17 protein-coding genes are annotated in these 17,518 nt (G+C 67.8%); 6 read left to right on the forward strand and 11 right to left on the reverse strand.

Features of this window, described 5'->3' with window-relative positions; translation table 11 throughout:
- Window positions 1-145 precede the first annotated feature (145 nt).
- Window positions 146-2,737, forward strand: a complete 2,592-nt coding sequence (locus FOC84_RS01255; protein WP_173142834.1) for a penicillin-binding protein 1A — start codon at window positions 146-148, stop codon at window positions 2,735-2,737.
- A gap of 36 nt (window positions 2,738-2,773) precedes the next feature.
- On the opposite strand, the gene FOC84_RS01260 is transcribed toward FOC84_RS01255, so the two are convergent.
- Entirely contained in the window at window positions 2,774-3,487 is a 714-nt protein-coding gene (locus FOC84_RS01260; protein ID WP_173142835.1) for a metallophosphoesterase, read from the reverse strand.
- Between the two features lie 177 nt (window positions 3,488-3,664).
- Here FOC84_RS01260 and FOC84_RS01265 point away from each other — a divergent pair, with 177 nt between their 5' ends.
- Both FOC84_RS01265 and FOC84_RS01270 read left to right on the forward strand, forming a co-directional pair.
- A complete protein-coding gene (locus tag FOC84_RS01265; RefSeq protein WP_173142836.1) occupies window positions 3,665-4,840 on the forward strand; it encodes a PepSY-associated TM helix domain-containing protein in 1,176 nt (391 codons plus the stop codon).
- Complete coding sequence (locus FOC84_RS01270) at window positions 4,837-5,022, forward strand: hypothetical protein (RefSeq protein ID WP_173142837.1); 186 nt, start codon at window positions 4,837-4,839, stop codon at window positions 5,020-5,022. Before FOC84_RS01265 ends, FOC84_RS01270 begins: the two co-directional genes overlap by 4 nt.
- Before the next feature lie 34 nt (window positions 5,023-5,056).
- Here the strand turns inward: FOC84_RS01270 and FOC84_RS01275 are convergent, their stop codons facing one another.
- Window positions 5,057-5,884, reverse strand: a complete 828-nt coding sequence (locus tag FOC84_RS01275) for an aldo/keto reductase (protein WP_173142838.1) — start codon at window positions 5,882-5,884, stop codon at window positions 5,057-5,059.
- Window positions 5,885-6,220: 336 nt separating this feature from the next.
- Between FOC84_RS01275 and FOC84_RS01280 the strand changes: the two genes are divergently transcribed.
- Window positions 6,221-8,026, forward strand: coding sequence for an ABCB family ABC transporter ATP-binding protein/permease (locus FOC84_RS01280; protein ID WP_173142839.1), 1,806 nt, complete (start codon window positions 6,221-6,223; stop codon window positions 8,024-8,026).
- Between the two features lie 52 nt (window positions 8,027-8,078).
- A complete protein-coding gene (locus tag FOC84_RS01285; protein ID WP_173142840.1) occupies window positions 8,079-8,474 on the forward strand; it encodes a Rieske (2Fe-2S) protein in 396 nt (131 codons plus the stop codon).
- A 28-nt stretch (window positions 8,475-8,502) separates the two neighbouring features.
- Here FOC84_RS01285 and FOC84_RS01290 read toward each other — a convergent pair whose 3' ends face one another.
- Window positions 8,503-9,486 carry a bile acid:sodium symporter family protein gene (locus FOC84_RS01290; protein WP_173142841.1) on the reverse strand — a complete coding sequence of 328 codons (984 nt, stop codon included), beginning with the start codon at window positions 9,484-9,486 and terminating at the stop codon, window positions 8,503-8,505.
- Between the two features lie 107 nt (window positions 9,487-9,593).
- Between FOC84_RS01290 and FOC84_RS01295 the strand changes: the two genes are divergently transcribed.
- The gene (locus tag FOC84_RS01295; RefSeq protein ID WP_173142842.1) at window positions 9,594-10,436 is read left to right on the forward strand and encodes a LysR family transcriptional regulator; all 843 of its coding nucleotides are present in this window, start codon (window positions 9,594-9,596) and stop codon (window positions 10,434-10,436) included.
- Between the two features lie 9 nt (window positions 10,437-10,445).
- Here FOC84_RS01295 and FOC84_RS01300 read toward each other — a convergent pair whose 3' ends face one another.
- The 8 genes from FOC84_RS01300 to FOC84_RS01335 form a co-directional block, all read right to left on the reverse strand.
- A complete protein-coding gene (locus FOC84_RS01300; RefSeq protein WP_173142843.1) occupies window positions 10,446-10,979 on the reverse strand; it encodes an OsmC family protein in 534 nt (177 codons plus the stop codon).
- Between the two features lie 49 nt (window positions 10,980-11,028).
- Window positions 11,029-12,201, reverse strand: coding sequence for a c-type cytochrome (locus FOC84_RS01305; RefSeq protein WP_254241872.1), 1,173 nt, complete (start codon window positions 12,199-12,201; stop codon window positions 11,029-11,031).
- Complete coding sequence (locus FOC84_RS01310; protein WP_173142844.1) at window positions 12,198-12,989, reverse strand: ABC transporter ATP-binding protein; 792 nt, start codon at window positions 12,987-12,989, stop codon at window positions 12,198-12,200. Before FOC84_RS01310 ends, FOC84_RS01305 begins: the two co-directional genes overlap by 4 nt.
- The gene (locus FOC84_RS01315) at window positions 12,983-13,999 is read right to left on the reverse strand and encodes an ABC transporter permease (RefSeq protein ID WP_173142845.1); all 1,017 of its coding nucleotides are present in this window, start codon (window positions 13,997-13,999) and stop codon (window positions 12,983-12,985) included. Before FOC84_RS01315 ends, FOC84_RS01310 begins: the two co-directional genes overlap by 7 nt.
- Window positions 13,986-15,017 (reverse strand): ABC transporter substrate-binding protein, encoded by a 1,032-nt coding sequence (locus FOC84_RS01320; protein ID WP_173142846.1) that lies wholly within the window; start codon window positions 15,015-15,017, stop codon window positions 13,986-13,988. Before FOC84_RS01320 ends, FOC84_RS01315 begins: the two co-directional genes overlap by 14 nt.
- Before the next feature lie 130 nt (window positions 15,018-15,147).
- Window positions 15,148-15,489 carry a hypothetical protein gene (locus FOC84_RS01325; protein ID WP_173142847.1) on the reverse strand — a complete coding sequence of 114 codons (342 nt, stop codon included), beginning with the start codon at window positions 15,487-15,489 and terminating at the stop codon, window positions 15,148-15,150.
- A 72-nt stretch (window positions 15,490-15,561) separates the two neighbouring features.
- A complete protein-coding gene (locus FOC84_RS01330) occupies window positions 15,562-16,431 on the reverse strand; it encodes an N-formylglutamate amidohydrolase (protein ID WP_173142848.1) in 870 nt (289 codons plus the stop codon).
- A gap of 2 nt (window positions 16,432-16,433) precedes the next feature.
- Entirely contained in the window at window positions 16,434-17,423 is a 990-nt protein-coding gene (locus tag FOC84_RS01335; RefSeq protein ID WP_088139787.1) for a Bug family tripartite tricarboxylate transporter substrate binding protein, read from the reverse strand.
- Window positions 17,424-17,518: the final 95 nt, after the last annotated feature.

Consider the following 17,518-nt stretch of genomic DNA (forward strand, 5'->3'; position numbering starts at 1 on the left):
GACAAAGCCGCGTCCGGCGTATGCTAGAACCTGTCCCTGTATTTCCCCGGCGTCCGCGCTGCCTCCGCCCCCCGGGCAAGTTTGGTTACCGAAACCTTATTGCTCCGTGGGCGGTCTATAGCGTTCTGCCCTAGAATCGCCTGCAATGAGCACCCCCCAGCAATCCTCCGCCACCCCGGGCGGCAAACCGGGCCTCCCCTGGAAACGCATTCTCGTCAAGGCGGGCGTAGCCGCCGGCGGCGTCGCCGTGTGCGGCGGCATCGCGCTCGGCCTGGCGCTGGCCCTGGCCTGGCCCAGCCTGCCCGACCTGCACGCCATGACGGACTACCGCCCGCGGGTGCCGCTGCGCATCTATACGGCGGACAAGGTGCTGATCGGCGAATACGGCGAAGAACACCGCAACGTGCTGCGCTTTGACGAAATCCCGCCCGTGATGCGCCAGGCGGTGCTGGCGGCCGAGGACGACCGCTTCTACAGCCACGGCGGCGTCGACTGGATGGGCGTGGCGCGCGCGGTGCTGACCAACGTGCTCAAGGGCTCCAAGAGCCAGGGCGGCAGCACCATCACGATGCAGGTCGCGCGCAACTTCTACCTGTCGTCGGAAAAGACCTATTCGCGCAAGTTCTACGAGCTGCTGCTCACCTTCAAGATCGAATCCGAGCTCTCCAAGGACCAGATCCTCGAGCTCTACATGAACCAGATCTACCTGGGCCACCGCGCCTATGGCTTCGCCGCCGCCTCGCGCACCTACCTCGGCAAGCCCTTGTCCGACGTCACGCCGGCCGAGGCCGCCATGCTCGCCGGCATCCCCAAGGCGCCGTCGCGCTTCAACCCCATCACCAATTTCCCGCGCGCCGAGATCCGCCAGCACTATGTGCTGGGCCGCATGAAGACGCTGGGCTATCTCACGCCCGACCAGGCCGACGAAGCGCTCAAGCAGCGCCTGACCATCCGCGGCGCGGACGGCGCCAGCGCGCGCGGCTTCGCCATCCACGGCGACTACCCGGCCGAGCTGGCCCGCCAGCTGATGTATGGCGTGTTCCAGGAACAGACCTACACCAAGGGCATCGACGTCTACACCACCATCGATTCCAAGGACCAGGAAGCCGCCTACCGCGCCGTACGCGACGGCGTGATGGACTACACCCGCCGCGCCGTCTATCCCGGCCCGGAGGATCAGATCGATCTGCCCGACGGCGTCGAACAGGATCCGGCCGCGCTGGATGAAATCCTGGATGGCGTGCAGGAAAAAACGCCGGACAGCGAAGACCTGCTGACCGCCGTGGTGCTGGCCGCCAGCCCCACGGAAGTGAAGCTTGCGCGCAGCGGGCGCGACACCATCACCATCAGCGACAAGAAGGCGCTGGCGGTCGTGGCGCGCGCGCTCAACCCCAAGGCCAGCGACAGCCAGCGCCTGCGCCGCGGCTCCGTGGTCTACATCCACAAGAACGGCGACGGCTGGGAAATCATCAACATGCCGACCCTGCAGGCGGCCCTGGTTTCGATGGTGCCCCAGGATGGCGCCATCCGCGCCATGATCGGCGGCTTCGACTACAACCGCGGCGGCTTCAACCGCGTGACGCAGGCCTGGCGCCAGCCCGGCTCCAACATCAAGCCCTTCGTCTACGCGGCGGCGCTGGAGCGCGGCCTGACTCCTGCCACGCAGATCTCCGACCAGCCCTTCATGCTGACCGCGGAGCAGACCGGCTCCAAGGCCTGGCAGCCCAAGAACGACGGCAACAAGTACGAGCCCATGCTGACCCTGCGCCAGGGCCTCATGCGCTCCAAGAACATGGTGTCGATCCGCATCCTGCAGGCCATCTCGCCGCAGTACGCCCAGGACTACCTGACCCGCTTCGGCTTTGACAAGTCGCGCTGGCCGGCCGTGCTGCCGCTGGCGCTGGGCGCGGGCGGCGCCACGCCGCTGCAGGTGGCCAACGGCTACAGCGTGTTCGCCAACGGCGGCTACCGCGTCACGCCCTATCTGGTGGACCGCGTCACCGACCGTTCGGGCAACGTGCTGATGCAGGCGCAGCCGGTCGTCGCCGGCGACGAGCAGGCGCGCGCCATCGATCCCCGCACCGCCTGGGTGATGGACGACATCCTGCGCGGCGTCACGGTCAGCGGCACCGCCGCCCGTGCGCACCAGGTGCTCAAGCGCAACGATGTCGGCGGCAAGACCGGCACCACCAACGAGGCCGTGGACGTCTGGTTCTCGGGTTTCACGCCCAGCCTGGCCACCACGGTCTGGATGGGCTTTGACCAGCCCAAGTCGCTGGGCACCAACGAATTCGGCAGCGGCCTGGCCCTGACGACCTGGCTGGACTACATGCAGCCGGCATTGAAGGGCGTGCCCGAAGCCAAGCCCGCGCCACGGCCGGACGGCCTGATCGTGGACAACGGCGAATACTATTTCTCGGAATTCCCGCCGGGCCAGGCCGTGGCCTCGCTGGACCTGTCCTCGGGCGACGCGCTGACCGATTTCCTGAACAACAACCGTTCGACGGACGGCGTGGACACCTCGGTCAAGCCCCTGCCGCCCGGCGGCGCGATGCCCCAGGGCAGCCCTGCCCAGCCGCCGGTGGCCCTGCCTGTGCCCGTGGCGCCCGCGGGTGGCGCGCCGGCCGGCAACGCGCCCGTCATCCCGCCCATCCCCGTGCCGCGCGTGGACGCCGACACGCCTGCCCGCGCCAGCGCCGTCAGCGGCGCCGGACCGGTGGCCGCCCGGCCACTTTGACCGCGCCCGGCGCCAGCCGCCGGGAATCCAGGCCTGCTATTCCTGCTCCGCGAGTTCGGTCACGGCCTCGCGCGGCCAGGCCCGCAGGGACTCCAGGTCCAGGAAGGTGAAGTAGCCCGATTTCCAGCCCTCGGTGTCGATGTGGTAGACATTGCCCAGGACCAGCGGCGCCGGGACCGGCGTGTGCCCCGCCACCACCGCCCGCACCCCGCGGATGCCGGTGCGGTCCATCTGCCGCAGGCGGTCGCGCGACCACTGGCAGGCGGCGCTGGTGCGCCGGTAGCGGTCCTGCAAGGCGGATTCCAGCCGCGGCCAGAACAACACCGGACAGTCCGCATGCAGCAGCCCCACCGCGCCATCCAGGGTTTCGACCTCGATGGCGATGGGCAATTGCGCGAAGGCCTGGGCGAATACCTCCTGGCGCTCCGTGGGCAGGTCCAGGAACCAGCCGCCGCCGTAGCCGCGCCAGTTGTCCACGTCCACCTGCCCCGTGCGCACGTGGCGGATCGCGTAATCCTCGTGATTGCCCTGGACCGCGTAGAACCACGGCCGCGCCAGCCACTCCAGCGCGGCCTCGCTTTCCGGGCCCCGGTCCACCAGGTCTCCCACGGAAAACAGGCGGTCCCGGGACGGATCGAAGCCCAGTTGGTCCAGGCTTTCCTGCAGGCGGGAAAAATGTCCATGCAGATCGCCCACCGCGAAATCGCGGCCTAGCTCGTTGCGCGGGACTTTGAGAAAACGCTGCTCCATGATGATCCGGGACTACCGCTGGGTTGATGCTTGACCCCTCTTTTTAACCCGCTTTCGCGCCGCCCCGCCTGCCCACCCTTGCCCCGCCGTGGTCAAAATTTGGTTACGAGAATCGATATTATTCGCGATAATATCCAGTTCTCTCCAACCCGCGCCTGCAAGGGCCCCGCCCTCCCCATGACCGCCGCGTCCACCATCAAAACCTGGTATCTGGTCCATAAATGGACCAGCCTGGTCTGCACAATCTTCCTGCTCGTCATCTGTCTTACCGGTTTGCCGCTGGTGTTCCACCACGAAATCGAACACTGGCTCGACGATGCCAAGCCGCTATCGGACGTGCCCGCCTCGACCCCTCGCGCCAACCTGGACAAGCTGGTCGACAGCGCCCGCGCCATGTATCCGGGCGAAGTCGTCGACTATCTGTTCCTCGACCCGGACGAGCCGCAGGTCTATGTGGGCATGGCGAAAACACCCGGCGACGGCCAGGTGTCCGGCCACGCCGTGCGCATGGACGCGCGCACCGGCGACGTGCTGCTGGACGGCCCGCTCTACACCCAGGACAAGTTTTCCTTCATGGGCATCATGCTGGCGCTGCACGTGGACCTGTTCGCGGGGCTGCCCGGCGAACTGTTCCTGGGCTTCATGGGACTGCTGTTCTGTGTGGCCATCGTGTCCGGCGTGGTGCTCTACGGGCCCTTCATGAAGAAGCTGGACTTCGGCACGGTGCGCGCCTCCCGCTCCACCCGCCTCAAATGGCTGGACCTGCACAATCTGCTGGGCATCGTGACGCTGGTCTGGGCCTTCGTGGTGGGCTTGACCGGCGTGATCAACGAACTCTCCACCCCGCTGTTCCGCCTGTGGCAGTCCACCGAACTGGTGCGCATCCTGGAACCCTACAAGGGCCAGAACGTCCCCACCGAGCTGGCCTCGGCCCAGGGCGCCGCCGACACGGCCAAGAAGGCCCTGCCCGGCAACGAAGTGTCCTTCATCGCTTTCCCCGGCAACGCCTTTGGCAGCCCCCACCACTACATCACCTGGATGCGCGGCGACACGCCGCTCACCTCGAAGCTGAACACGCCCGTGCTGGTGGACGGCAAGACCGGCGAGCTGACCACCGTGGCCAAGATGCCCTGGTACCTGACCGCGCTGGAACTGTCGCGGCCGCTGCATTTCGGCGATTACGGCGGCCTGCCGCTGAAGATCATCTGGGCGCTGCTGGACGTCATCACCATCATCGTGCTGGTCAGCGGCCTCTATCTCTGGCTGGCCCGCCGCCGCGCCACCGAGGCGCGCATCGCCGAACTCGTGCGCAAGCACCAGGCCGCCGCCATCCCGAAAAGGACTCCCGCATGAGCAAGACGGCCCGAGGTTTCATGTTTGTCTGGGGCGTCCCGATCCTGCTGGGCGTGCTCAGCGTATTCGGCCTCCTGGCCGCGCTGCTGGGCACGGGGGGCTGGCACTGGGCGTCCTGGATCGCCCTGGCCATCCTGCTGGCGGTCATCGCGCGCTACTGGGTGTTCCCGCTGCAGCGTTAGGCGCGCGCGCCAGGCCCCGTGCCGGCGCTCGGCATTACTTGCCGAAGGTCTCGGGGTCCGGGCCCAGGCGCACGCCTTCCTTGATGCCGTCGATGGCGGCCATGTCAGCCGCCGACAGCTCGAAGTCGAAGACGTCGATGTTCTCGCGGATGCGGGCCGGCGTCACCGACTTCGGAATCACGATCAGATCGTTCTGCAGGTGCCAGCGCAGCGTCACCTGGGCGGGCGATTTGCCGTGCTTCCTGGCCAAATCCAGGATGACCTTGTCCTTGGCCACGCCGCCCTGGGCCAAGGGGCTCCACGACTCCGTCGCGATGCCGTGCTTGGCATGGAAGGCCCGCAGCGCCTGCTGGGTGAAGCCGGGATGCAGCTCGACCTGGTTCACCGCCGGCGTCACGCCGGACGCGTCGAGCAGCCGTTCCAGGTTGGCCTGGGTAAAGTTGGACACGCCGATCGAGCGCGCGCGGCCGTCTTCCTTCATTTCGGTCATGGCCTTCCAGGCGTCCACGAACTTCGTGCTGCCGGCCACGGGCCAATGGATCAGGTACAGGTCCACGTAAGCCAGGCCCAGCTTTTCAAGGCTCTCGTCCATGGCCTTATGGGCCTCGTCGTAGCCGTGCCTGTCGTTCCAGAGCTTGGTCGTGATGTACAGGTCCTTGCGCGCCACGCCCGCCGCGCGCAAGCCCTCGCCCACGCCCGCCTCGTTGCCATAGATGGCCGCAGTGTCCACCGAGCGGTAGCCCGCCGCCAGCGCCTCCTTCACGCTTGCGGCCGCCTGATCGTTCGGCACCTGCCAGACGCCCAGGCCCAGCCGGGGAATCTTGCCACCGTCGTTCAATTTCATTGCCGGTACTTTCGCCATAAGACCCTCCGTAGCTTGCGACGCGACGTCCGCGCGGCGAATATGCGCCGGGTCGCGCAACCAAGGGGCAGCCAGGCGTCATCCTTGGTTGAGACAGTAAAGAACGGGCCCGCCAGGCTGCGCCCGAGTCACCATGCCGGATTGAAAACCCCCGGGAGAGGTCTACACATCCCAGGGGTCGTGAGGCCGATAATACCCCCAGACCCGCAAATTCCCTGAATCTCCCCCGGTAAAGCAGGCGTTTGCGCCCCTGGGCGCGGCCCAGCGGCAGAAATTCCGCCCGTGGCCGATAATGCGCTTCCGACGGCCCGCCGGCCCATGCATCCCCCCCAGACCATGAACGCTCCTGACACGCGGCCCGAGCGCCGCGGCGGTTTTTCCACCCTGCGCACCCTCTTTCCCTATCTCTGGCCGCCCGGCGAGACGGGCCTGAAAACACGGGTGGTCGCGGCCCTGCTGTGCCTGCTCACGGCCAAGGTGGCCACGGTCTATGTCCCCTTGCTGTACAAGCACGCCATCGACGAGCTGGGCCAGGGCGCCCCAGGCGCCGTTACCGTGCCGCTGGGCCTGATCCTGGCCTATGGCACGGCCCGGGTGCTTTCCCTGCTGTTCTCGGAGCTGCGCGATGCGATCTTCGCGCGGGTCGGGCAGCACGCGATCCGCGCAGTCGGCCTGCAGGTCTTTCGCCATCTGCATGCGCTGTCGCTGCGCTTTCACCTGACGCGCCAGACCGGTGGCCTGAACCGCGCCATCGAACGCGGCACCAAGGGCATCCAGACCCTGCTGTCGTTCCTGCTCTTCAGCATCCTGCCGACCTTCTTCGAGATCGGGCTGGTCTGCGTGGTGCTGTGGAAGATGTTCGACATCTGGCTGGCGCTGGCCACCGGCGCCACCGTCACGCTGTACATGGCGTACACGCTGCTCGTCACGGAATGGCGCGCCAAGTTCCGGCGCCAGATGAACGAAACCGATTCCGAGGCCAACACCAAGGCCATCGAAAGCCTGCTGAACTACGAGACGGTCAAGTACTTCGGCAATGAGGCGCACGAAGCGCGCCGCTACGACGCGTCGCTCACCCGCTATGAGCGCGCCGCCGTGCGCAGCCAGGTCAGCCTGTCCATCCTCAACATCGGCCAGGCCGCCATCATCTCGGTGGGCCTGACCCTGGTCATGTGGATGGCCGCCACCGGCATTGCCGAGGGCCGCTACACGCTGGGCGATTTCGTGCTGGTCAACACCTACCTGCTGCAGCTGTACCAGCCGCTGAGCTTCTTCGGCTTCGTCTACCGCGAAATCAAGCAGGCCATCATCGACATGGAGCGCATGTTCGAGCTGCTGGGACAGGACCGCGAAGTGGCCGACAGCCCCGATGCCCAGCCCTTGCGCGTGGCGGGCGGCGCGGTGGAGTTCCGCGACGTGCATTTCGGCTACGACGCGCGCCGCTCCATCCTGAAAGGCGTCAGCTTCACCATTGAGGCCGGCAAGACCGTGGCCGTGGTCGGCACGTCGGGCGCGGGGAAGTCGACCATCGCGCGCCTGCTGTTCCGCTTCTATGACGCGGACGGCGGCGCGATCCTGATCGACGGCCAGGACGTGCGCAACGTGACGCAAGCCAGCCTGCGGGCCGCGATCGGGGTCGTGCCGCAGGACACGGTGCTGTTCAACGACACCATCCTCTACAACATCGGCTACGGCCGCCCCGGCGCCAGCGAGGACGAGATCCAGGCGGCGGCGCGCCTGGCGCATATCCACGACCTGATCATGGCCATGCCGGACGGCTACCAGACCATGGTGGGCGAACGCGGACTGAAACTGTCCGGTGGCGAAAAACAGCGCGTGGCGATCGCCCGGACCATCCTGAAGAACCCGCCCATCTTCCTGTTCGACGAAGCCACCAGCGCGCTGGACACGCACACGGAACGCGAAATCCAGGCCAATCTGCGCGAAGTCAGCCAGGGCCGCAGCACGCTGATCATCGCCCACCGCCTGTCCACCGTGGCGGACGCGGACGAGATCATCGTGCTGGCCGAGGGCCGCATCGTCGAGCGCGGCCGCCATGCGCAGCTGCTGGCGCAGGGCGGCCTCTACGCCAGCATGTGGGCGCGCCAGCAGGACAGCGCCCAGACTGCTGCCACGGATTGACAAGCTTTCCGCCCTGTCCGAATATCGCACCCTTTTGATTTCCAGGCTCATCATGCAGGATTCAGCTCCTTCCCCCGCCGTCCGCGTCTGCGCCTCCTCCGACCTCGCCAACGGCGGCCTGGGCGTGAAGATCCCCGTGTCGGATGCCGCGGGCCGCACCACGGCCTTCTTCGTGCGCTACCAGGACCGCGTCCACGGCTATCTGAACCGCTGCGCTCACGTAGGCGTGGAACTGGATTGGGAAGGCAGCTTTTTCACCCGCGCCGGCGACCTGATCATGTGCGCGCGCCACGGCGCCACCTACCAGCCGGACACCGGGCTGTGCGTGGGCGGCCCCTGTAAGAATGGCCGCCTGACCGTGCTCGCCGTCGAGGAACGCGACGGCGCGGTCTACTGGCAGCCGGCCGGCAAGATCCGTCCTTGGGAAGACGCGGCCGCCCAGGGCTGACCGCTCAGGCCAGAACCTTGCGCGGACTTCAGGCTTGCGCCACCGCGGCTTCAGCCGGTGCCTGCCGTTCCGCGTAGCGGCGCGCCAGCACCGCGCAGACCATCAGCTGCATCTGGTGGAAGATCATCAGCGGCAGCACCACCACGCCCATCTGCGAGGTGCCGAACAGCACCGTGGCCAGCGGAATGCCCGAGGCCAGCGACTTCTTCGAGCCGCAGAAGACCAGCGTGATCTCGTTTTCCTTGGACAGCCCCAGCTTGCGGCTGCCCCAGGTCGTCACCAGCAGCACCGTTCCCAGCAACAAGGCGTTGACCAGCACCATGGAGGCCAGGCCGATGGGCGGGAACGCGTGCCAGATGCCCTGCGCCACCGCCTCGCTGAACGCCGTATAGACGGCCAGCAGGATGGAGCTGCGGTCCACTTTCGACAGCGTCCGGCTGTTGCGCTGCGCCCAGGCGCCGATCCAGGGCCGCAGCAGGCTGCCCACCGCGAACGGCAGCAGCAGCTGCAGCAGGATGCGGCCGGCGTCGGCCAGCCCATGCCCGCCGCCCTGGCGATGCAGCAGCACCGCCACCAGCAGCGGCGTCAGCACCGTACCCAGCAGGTTCGACGCGGTCGCCGCGCAGATCGCGCCCGGCACATTGCCGCGCGCCATGGAGGTGAAGGCGATCGAAGACTGCACGGTGGAAGACAGGGTGCAGACAAACAGCACGCCCAGCCACAGCGACGGCGTCAACAGGTTGGGAAACAGCGCCCGCAAGCCCAACCCCAGCGCGGGAAACAGCAGGAAGGTACAGGCCAGGATCAGCGCGTGCAGGCGCACGTCCTTCACGCCCGCCACGATGGCGTCGGTGGACAGCCGGGCGCCGTGCAGGAAGAACAGCAGCGAAATGGCGATGTTGCTGGCCACGGTCATGAACGCCGCGCCCTTGCCCACGGCCGGGAAAAAGCTGGCGAAGACCACCGTGGCGATCAGGATGAGCGTGAATTGGTCGGGCAGGAAGCGGCGCATGGCAAAGATTTCCGTGGGGATTGCGGAAACTATAGGCACGGCGCTTGCCATCGTGAAGCCCACTAGGTACTTTAACTGTCATCGGACTTTCCTATGACCATACCACCATGCTCAATCCCCTGTGGCTCAAGACCTTCGCCGCGGCCGCCGCCGCGCCCAGCTTCACCGAAACCGCCCGGCGCCTGGGCCTGACCCAGCCCACGGTGAGCGAACACATCCGCCAGCTGGAGCAAGCCCTGAACCGGCGCCTGTTCCAGCGCGACACGCATTCGCTGGCGCTCACCAGCGATGGCCGCAGCCTGCTGGTGCATGCGCAGATCATCCTGGACGCGCACGAGCGGGCCGAGCGCCTGTTCGACGCGCCCCGCCTGCGCGGCCGCGTGCGCCTGGGCACCTCGGACGACCTGGCGATGGGTCCCCTGCCCGACGTGCTGGCCGCCTTCCGGCTGGCCCATCCCGAGGTGGAACTGGACCTGACCATCGGCGTCACCAGCGAGCTCTACAAGCTGCTGGACGACAATGGCCTGGACGTGATGATAGGCAAGCGCCGCAAGGGCGACCGCCGCGGCCAGACCCTGCACAAGGAAGCCCTGCTGTGGCGGGCCAAGGAAGGCCTGCGCGTGGCGCCCGGCGAACCGCTGCCGCTGATCCTGCTGCGCGAACCCAGCGTGACGCGCAGCCTGACGCTGGACGCGCTGGCGCGCGCCGGACGCAGCTGGCAGATCGTGTGCACCAGCACCAGCTACGCGGGCTGCCAGGCGGCCGCCCGCGCCGGCCTGGGCATCACGGTGCAGCCTTCGCACCTGTCCACGCTGGGCCTCGCCGCGCCGGCAGGCGCCGCGCTGCTGCCCGCCTTGCCGCAGGTGGAATTCATCGTGATCTCGGCGCCCGCGCCCAACAAGCCCACGCGGGCGCTGACCGAGATCTTGATGCGCAGCACGCTGACCTGAGGCCTTTTCTTACTGCGCCGCCGAGCGGGTGTGCTGTACGCGGCCTTCCAGCGGCTGCGGCTGCTTGAGCAGGTTCAGGATCGGGCACCATTGCTCCACCGCCTCATGCACGGCGCGCACCGCGCTCTCGTCGGCTGGCGACACGATGTGCACGGTATAGCGGATGTTGTGCGGAAAGAACGGCACCTGCTCATAGCCCGGCTTGCCGCCGCGCGGGTCCAGATCGCCTTCGATCTCCACCTGCAACGACTCCAGCGGCAATTCGAGTTCGGCCGCCTTGATCAGGAAGATGTGCGTCAGGCAACTGCCCAGCGATCCCAGCAGCAGCTCGGGCGAACTCGGCCCCAGATCGTAGCCCGCGAAATCGGCGGGACTGTCGCTGACCACCTGGTGATCGCGGATCCGGATGCGGCGCACGCCGCTGCGGCCTTCGGCGCTGACCTGCGCGCGTAATTTCACCGGTGTCAGGGCGTGCGGATCGCGCGCGTTGCGCGTCAGCACGGCTTGGCGTTTCTGGCCCAGATATTCGTTCAGCGTACTCATGTTGCAGACCTCGCTTGGGGTGGGTATGTGCTTGGGGCAAGCGCCGCGGCTAGTGTTCGCGGCGCGTATCCGGAATAGCGATGGGCGCACGATCCATCGCCTGCAATAGTTGGCCCAGGCCGCGCGCCGTCGTGCCCTCCATCCGCCCTCCCGGGCCGCAAACATCATCCGCGCTGGTCCAGGCCGGCGCCGCGCCCGGCAAACGGCGGGCGCGCAGCCAGCCCTGGCGGTCGACCATGAACTGCGCGCCGGCCAGCTGGTCCGGCGGCACGCCTGCCGCCAGCGCGTAGGCGTTCCACGCGTCCACGCCCGCGGCCACGCAATCCGCGGCCACGTCCTGGCTCTCGCCACGCGTCAGCGCCACGGTCAGCAGACGCGGATCCTGCGGTTCCTCGGGCGCGTCCGGCGCATGCGCCATCACCCGCAAGGGCAGTCCGCGCAAGCCGCTGATCCGTGTCGCCCGGCCGTCGCGGCAAACGAGTTCCACGACGGGCGCGGCGACCGCCGGCATGCCGCCGCCGCTGACGCCATAGGCCCGCAGGCGCAGATAGTCCAGCACCTGCCAGATCTCTTCCGCATTCAGCATTGCGCCGAACGCCGGCATCGCGGGTTTGGCCGCCGGCTCCTGGCCGCCATGCGCGATGCGCCAGTGCAGCTCGCCTTCGAGCCTGTTCTGGAACAGGGCCGGTCCCAGCACGCTGGGCCACACCGGCAGGCTGGCCGCAAGCGCGCCCCGCCCATCGGCCGCGGCGCCATGGCATGCGGCGCAATGCGCCTGGTACAGCCGCCCGCCTTGCAGCAGATTGGCGTCGGAAAACGGCAGGGGTGAGCGCTGATACGAGGAGCTGTGCGCCTCGGTCAGCAACATCCGCGGACTCGGCCAGTCGGTCAGCAGCGCCAGCGCGGCGGCGGCGCTGAGCCATGCCAGCCGCCAGCGTTTGGCGAACAGCGCGCCGCACAGCAGCGCCAGTGCCGCCGCCGACTGCGCCAACGCCAGCCACAGCTGGCGCCAGGTGTGCGGACTGACGGGCAAGTCCGGGTCGTAGCGCCACGCGAACGGCCAGTACGACAACACCGGCGCCTGGCCCAGCGACCGCCAGACCGCGACAGCCAGGGTCAGCGCCAACACGGCGAACCCGAGCGTCAGCAGCGCCGCCACGCGCCGCCAGGCCCACCGCACCGCGCCAGCGGCATCCGCCGGCCGGCGTTGCGCGATGCTCACCACGTTGCGTCCAGCCCCAGCAAGGCCAGCGCGCGATGGCGCAACGCCGCCAGGCGCGGATCGCCGCGATGCCTGGGGTACGGCAGATCGTTGACGATCTCGTCCTTGATCCGCGCAGGCCGCTCGCTCAGCACCACGATGCGCGTGGCCATGAACAGCGCCTCTTCCACGTCGTGCGTGACCAGCAAGGCCGTGTAGCCTTCGCGTTGCCACAGGTCCACCAGTTCGGACTGCATGGCGATGCGGGTCAGCGAGTCCAGCTTGCCCAGCGGCTCGTCCAGGATCAAGATGCGCGGATCATTGACCAGCGCCCGCGCCAGCGCGGCGCGCTGCGCCATGCCGCCGGACAGCTGATGCGGATAGGCGTGGCCAAACGCCTTCAGGCCCACGCGCTGCAAGGCCTCGTCCACCCGGCTGCGCTGCGTCTTCAACAGGCCGCGCGCCTGCAGCCCCAGGGCCACGTTGTCCCAGACCGTGCGCCAGGGATACAGCGTGGGGTCCTGAAACACCACGATGCGCGAAGGCGAAGGCCCCGTGATCGGCTCGCCGTCCGCCAGCAAGCCGCCTTCAGCCGGCGGCTCCAGGCCCGCCACCAGGCGCAGCAGCGTCGACTTGCCGCATCCGCTGGGCCCCAGCAGGGCCACGAACTCGCCCGGCTTCACGTCCAGGTCTATGCCGTCCAGCACCGGCAGCTGGGCGCCGTCCAGGTCGAAGTGATGGTTCACGCCGCGCACGGCCAGCGCGGCGCCGGCCGCATCCCGCTTTTCAGGCACCGCTGCCGCTACCATTTCACGACTCCCTTCTGCCAGGCCAGGAGGCGGTCGCGCCCCAGGAACAACAAGGTGATGAGGCCCGAGAAAACCAGCGCCATCACGAACAGCGCGCCGTACATATTGGCGTAGGACGCCCAGCCCTGGGCCCATGACAGATACCAGCCCAGCCCGGACTTCACCCCCATCATCTCGGCCGCCACCAGCACCGAGAACGATGCGCCCAGGCCCATGAACAGGCCCACGAAAACCTGCGGCAAGGCCGCCGGGATCGCCACGCGCAGCACCAGGAACCACTCGTTGGCGCCCATGGTGCGCGCCACGTCGTAGTAGGCCCGGTTCACGCCCGCCACGCCCGACCAGGTCAGCACCGTGACCGGGAACCAGGTGGCCAGCGCGATCAGGAAGACCGCTGCCGACCAGCTCGACGGAAAGAAGAAGAACGCCATCGGCAGCAAGGCCGTGGACGGCACCGGCCCCAGGAAACGCAGCACCGGATGCACCCAGTAGCCCAGGCCGCGCGACCAGCCGATGGCGACCCCGGTCAGGAATCCGGCCGCCGCGCCCAGCAGAAAGCCATTGGCCAGCAGCCACAGCGAATTCACCAGGCTGTCGGCCAGCCGCTTGTAGTCGGAGGCGTAAACCTCGATCAGCGATTGCGGCGGCGCGAAGAACGGACTGGGCAGAAGCGCCAGCTTGGCCGTCACGATTTCCCAGGCGCCCACCGCCAGGGCCAACACCACCAGCCAGGGACCCGCGCGATGCAAGGCACGCACCGCACGCAACTGGCCTGCCCCCGGCGCCGCAACCAACAGCAGCAGCACCGCCAGCGTCAATGCCCCCGCGCCGAATTCGCGCGTATAGCCCCAGGACGAGAAGCCCACCTCGACGTTCGGCCACGCCAGCGTCACGCCGCCCACGCCCGCCCACAGCGCGGCGGCCGCGATGCCGGTCTTCCACAAGCGCCAGTCGCGCGCGGGCGGATTCGCGCCCGCGGCCGGAGCATGCAATACGTCAGCCGAGGACATTGGGCACCACCACTTGCGCGTATTTGTTGACGTCCAGGCCCGCGCTCAGCACCTTGATCGTCTTCAGATCCCGGGCGTAGCCCACGATCTCTTCGCGCAACGCGGCGCCCGTCGAGGCATGGCCATGGCTATGGCTGCGCAGGATCGCGGCGACGCGTTCGGCGGGCACCTTGCCGGGCACATAGGGCGCGAAGATACGCGCCGTCTCATCCGGATTGGAAGCCGTCCAGCGCTGCGCGTCGATCACCGCGCGCGCAATGGCTGCCGCGGCCTCGGGATCCTTGCGCACCAGGTCGCCGCGCAGGCCCAGCACGCAGCAGGTGCGGTTCTCGTAGTCGCCCTCGATGTTGGTGGCGATCTCGCGCAGCTTGTTGTCTTCGCGCAGCGTGTAGATCAGCGGATCGTCGCCCGCGATGGCGTCGACCTCGCCCTTGCGCAGGACCTCGCCGAACAGGTCCTGGGGATACTGGCGCCAGTCCACCGATTCAGGATCGATGCCCAACTGCGCCACGCGGATCGCGAAGAAATTCTTCACCGGGCTGGCCTGGTCCGACACGGCCACGCGGCGGCCCTTCAGATCGTTGACGCTCTTGATGGGTGAATCCTGCGCCGTCAGCAAGCGCATGCAACCGCCATGCGTGCCCACCGCCAGCTTCACGTCGAAGCCCTGTTCCAGCGGCTTCAACCAACGCAGCGCCATGCCGATGCCGCCATCGGCGTGGCCGGTGGCGATCGCCTCCAGCAGCTGGTCGGTGGAGCCGCTGAAGTTGATGCGTTCGACCTTGAGGTTGTATTTGTCGAAGAAGCCGCGCTCCAGCGCCACGGACACGGGCGACTGGCAGACCGCGGTCTGGCTCCATGCGATCTTGAAAGTGCGCGGCGCGGCATTGGCGGCCAGCACGCGCGAACCCAACATGCCCAGCGGCGCGGCAAGACCCGCGGCGCCTGCCGCGCGCAACAGCGCGCGGCGCGAGATTCCCTGCGTGGAGATGGCGCGGGAATGGACGTTCGTATTCATCAACCTTCCTTTTGAGCAGACTGTGAATGGCGATGATTGCCATGCGGCATCATCGGCCTGCGCTCAGGGGTTGGACAAATACAAAGTCGGGATAACAATATGGGCGGCGCATGGCCGCCCGGGGGCCGGACTATTCGGGCAGATGGTCCGGAACGCCGTCCTCGTCGACCTGCTTGACGCGGTCGAGCGCGTTGCGCGCGGCCGACATGGCCTCCACCGTGCTGCGGAAGCGCCGGCTGATGAAGATCTCGAAAGTCTGGGTGTCAGGCTCCGCGTCCGTCGCGGCTTGCTGTGCGGCTGCACCCGCTTGTTCTTGCGCGTCCGCCTGGGCCGCGGCCTGCGCGTCCAGTTCGGCCTGGCTCTTTTTCTTTGGCAGCCGCCGCGTTTCGATGAAAGCGCGCGGCGGCACGCGCCCCTCGGGTTGGGTCGCGTACGCGAGCACCGAAAATCCGTTGATGATCTTCTCAGCCATTGCGGTTCCGTGAAGCCGCACCCGAAAAGGGCGCGATTCCTTGTTACCGACTACGGCCATCCACAGGGAAACTTAAGCCTGCGCCGCCTGGCGCGTACGCACATACGCCGCCACCTGCGCCAGCACGTCGGACAGGTCGGCCTGCAACGGCGCGAACCCAGAATTGCGCTCGCGCGTGACCTCGTCCATGTACAAGGGACGGCGGATTTCCACCTGCAGGCTGTGGCGGTTCAAGGCAGGCTGGCCGATCTGCGCGATCAGCTGCACGCCCTTGTAGGGATCGTTGCGCGCCACGGTATAGCCCTTGTCGCGCAAGGCTGCCTCGATCAGGGCGATGAACTCGGGCTCGCAGGTCGTGCCGTCGCGGTCGCCCAGCACGAAGTCCGCCAGCGGATGCTCGCTGTGGCGGCCCAGGCGCTCGTAGGCATCGTTGGGCATGGAATGCAGGTTCAGATGCCAGACCGCGCCAAAGCGCTGCCGCACCTGCTGGATCGCCTGCGACAGCGCCGCGTGGTAGGGCTCGTAGTACGCCTGGATGCGGTGGCGCACTTCAGCCAGCGTCAGCTTGCGATCGTAGATCGGCGTGGACTTGTCCATCCTGCGCCAGATCAAGCCCTTGCCCAGGCGGGTCTTCTCGCCCGGGTCCAGCGCTTCGGGCCAGGGCTGCGCCAGCAGCTCGGGGTCCAGGTCCTGCAGCGTGCGGTTGGGATCGATGTAGACGCGCGGAAAGTTCGCCGCGATCAGCGTCGCGCCAAGCGCCGGCGCCGCCGACCACAACGCGTCCACGTGCGTGTCCTCGCCCTGGCGCAGCTGCGCCAGGGTAGCCGCGGCGCCGAAGTCGTCGGGATAGCGCTCGCCGCTATGCGGCGAATCGCAGACCAGCGGCAAGGCCGAGCCCGTGGGCTCGTGCACGGAAACAGCGTCGAAATCGGCGTGGGTCATCGTCAATCAGCCTGAATGTTGGCAGTCTTGGCGACCTTGGCGTAACGGGCCAGGGCCTGCTGGATCTGCGCCTCGAATTCCTGGGGCGTGGTGCGCACCAGCGTACCACCGACCTCCTCGGCCTTCTTGCGGAATTCCGGATCGTCCTGGGCCGCGCGCACCGCCTTGTTCAAGCGTTCGATCACGGCCGGCGGGGTGCCGGCGGGCGCCACCAGGCCGAACCAGCCGCCCGTGCCCATGTCGGGGTAGCCCAACTCGATGTAGGTCGGCACGTCGGGCAACAGCGGCGAGCGCTCGGCGCCCAGCACGGCCAGCGCGCGCAGCTTGCCGCCCTGCACCTGCGGCAGGGTCGAAGACAGGTTGTCAGTGATCGCGTCCACCTGGCCGCCCATCACGTCGTTGAGCGCGGGACCGGCGCCGCGGTACGGCACATGCAGCAGCTTGATGCCGGACAGCATCATGAAGTTCTCGATGTTCACGTGGCCCAGCGAACCCACGCCCGGCGAGGCGAAGCTGTAGCGCTCCGGCTGCTTCTTGGCCAGGGCCACGAACTCGGCCATGTTCTTGGCCGGCAGGCCCGGATTGATCGCGAAGATGCTGGGCACGGCGACCACGTTGGCCACCGGCACGAAGTCCTTCACCGGGTCGTAGTTCATCTTGCGGAACACGGCCGGGTTCGAGCCGTGCGTGCTCATCGTGGCCATGCCGATGGTGTAGCCGTCGGGCGTGGCGCGCGCCACCTGCTCCATGCCCATCGAACCGCCGGCGCCGGCCTTGTTCTCGACCACGATGGTCTGCTTCAGGTCGCGGCCGGCGTACTCGGCCACCAGGCGCGCCACGATGTCGGTCGAACCGCCCGCGGCAAACGGTACCACCAGCTTGATGGGGCGGGCGGGATAGTCGGCGGCTTGGGCGATGCCGGCGAAGGTCAGCGTGGCGAACATGCCGGCGAACGCGAAGCGCGCGGACCGGCCCAGAAGGCGGCGAGACATGGGGATGACTCCGAAAGTTGAAGGTCAATCGACAAGGCCGCCAGTGTCCGAACTTTACGGTCCCCTTTCAAACGACTATATTGCACGGCTTCATT

This window comes from Achromobacter pestifer, from assembly GCF_013267355.1.
Taxonomy (GTDB): Bacteria; Pseudomonadota; Gammaproteobacteria; order Burkholderiales; family Burkholderiaceae_B; genus Achromobacter; species Achromobacter pestifer_A.

Bases quoted from the DNA above. Each gene is read 5' to 3' on its own strand.
- FOC84_RS01255 (WP_173142834.1), top strand. From the start codon at position 146: ATGAGCACCCCCCAGCAATCCTCCGCCACCCCGGGCGGCAAACCGGGC.
- FOC84_RS01260 (WP_173142835.1), bottom strand. From the start codon at position 3,487: ATGGAGCAGCGTTTTCTCAAAGTCCCGCGCAACGAGCTAGGCCGCGAT.
- FOC84_RS01265 (WP_173142836.1), top strand. From the start codon at position 3,665: ATGACCGCCGCGTCCACCATCAAAACCTGGTATCTGGTCCATAAATGG.
- FOC84_RS01270 (WP_173142837.1), top strand. From the start codon at position 4,837: ATGAGCAAGACGGCCCGAGGTTTCATGTTTGTCTGGGGCGTCCCGATC.
- FOC84_RS01275 (WP_173142838.1), bottom strand. From the start codon at position 5,884: ATGGCGAAAGTACCGGCAATGAAATTGAACGACGGTGGCAAGATTCCC.
- FOC84_RS01280 (WP_173142839.1), top strand. From the start codon at position 6,221: ATGAACGCTCCTGACACGCGGCCCGAGCGCCGCGGCGGTTTTTCCACC.
- FOC84_RS01285 (WP_173142840.1), top strand. From the start codon at position 8,079: ATGCAGGATTCAGCTCCTTCCCCCGCCGTCCGCGTCTGCGCCTCCTCC.
- FOC84_RS01290 (WP_173142841.1), bottom strand. From the start codon at position 9,486: ATGCGCCGCTTCCTGCCCGACCAATTCACGCTCATCCTGATCGCCACG.
- FOC84_RS01295 (WP_173142842.1), top strand. From the start codon at position 9,594: ATGCTCAATCCCCTGTGGCTCAAGACCTTCGCCGCGGCCGCCGCCGCG.
- FOC84_RS01300 (WP_173142843.1), bottom strand. From the start codon at position 10,979: ATGAGTACGCTGAACGAATATCTGGGCCAGAAACGCCAAGCCGTGCTG.
- FOC84_RS01310 (WP_173142844.1), bottom strand. From the start codon at position 12,989: ATGGTAGCGGCAGCGGTGCCTGAAAAGCGGGATGCGGCCGGCGCCGCG.
- FOC84_RS01315 (WP_173142845.1), bottom strand. From the start codon at position 13,999: ATGTCCTCGGCTGACGTATTGCATGCTCCGGCCGCGGGCGCGAATCCG.
- FOC84_RS01320 (WP_173142846.1), bottom strand. From the start codon at position 15,017: ATGAATACGAACGTCCATTCCCGCGCCATCTCCACGCAGGGAATCTCG.
- FOC84_RS01325 (WP_173142847.1), bottom strand. From the start codon at position 15,489: ATGGCTGAGAAGATCATCAACGGATTTTCGGTGCTCGCGTACGCGACC.
- FOC84_RS01330 (WP_173142848.1), bottom strand. From the start codon at position 16,431: ATGACCCACGCCGATTTCGACGCTGTTTCCGTGCACGAGCCCACGGGC.
- FOC84_RS01335 (WP_088139787.1), bottom strand. From the start codon at position 17,423: ATGTCTCGCCGCCTTCTGGGCCGGTCCGCGCGCTTCGCGTTCGCCGGC.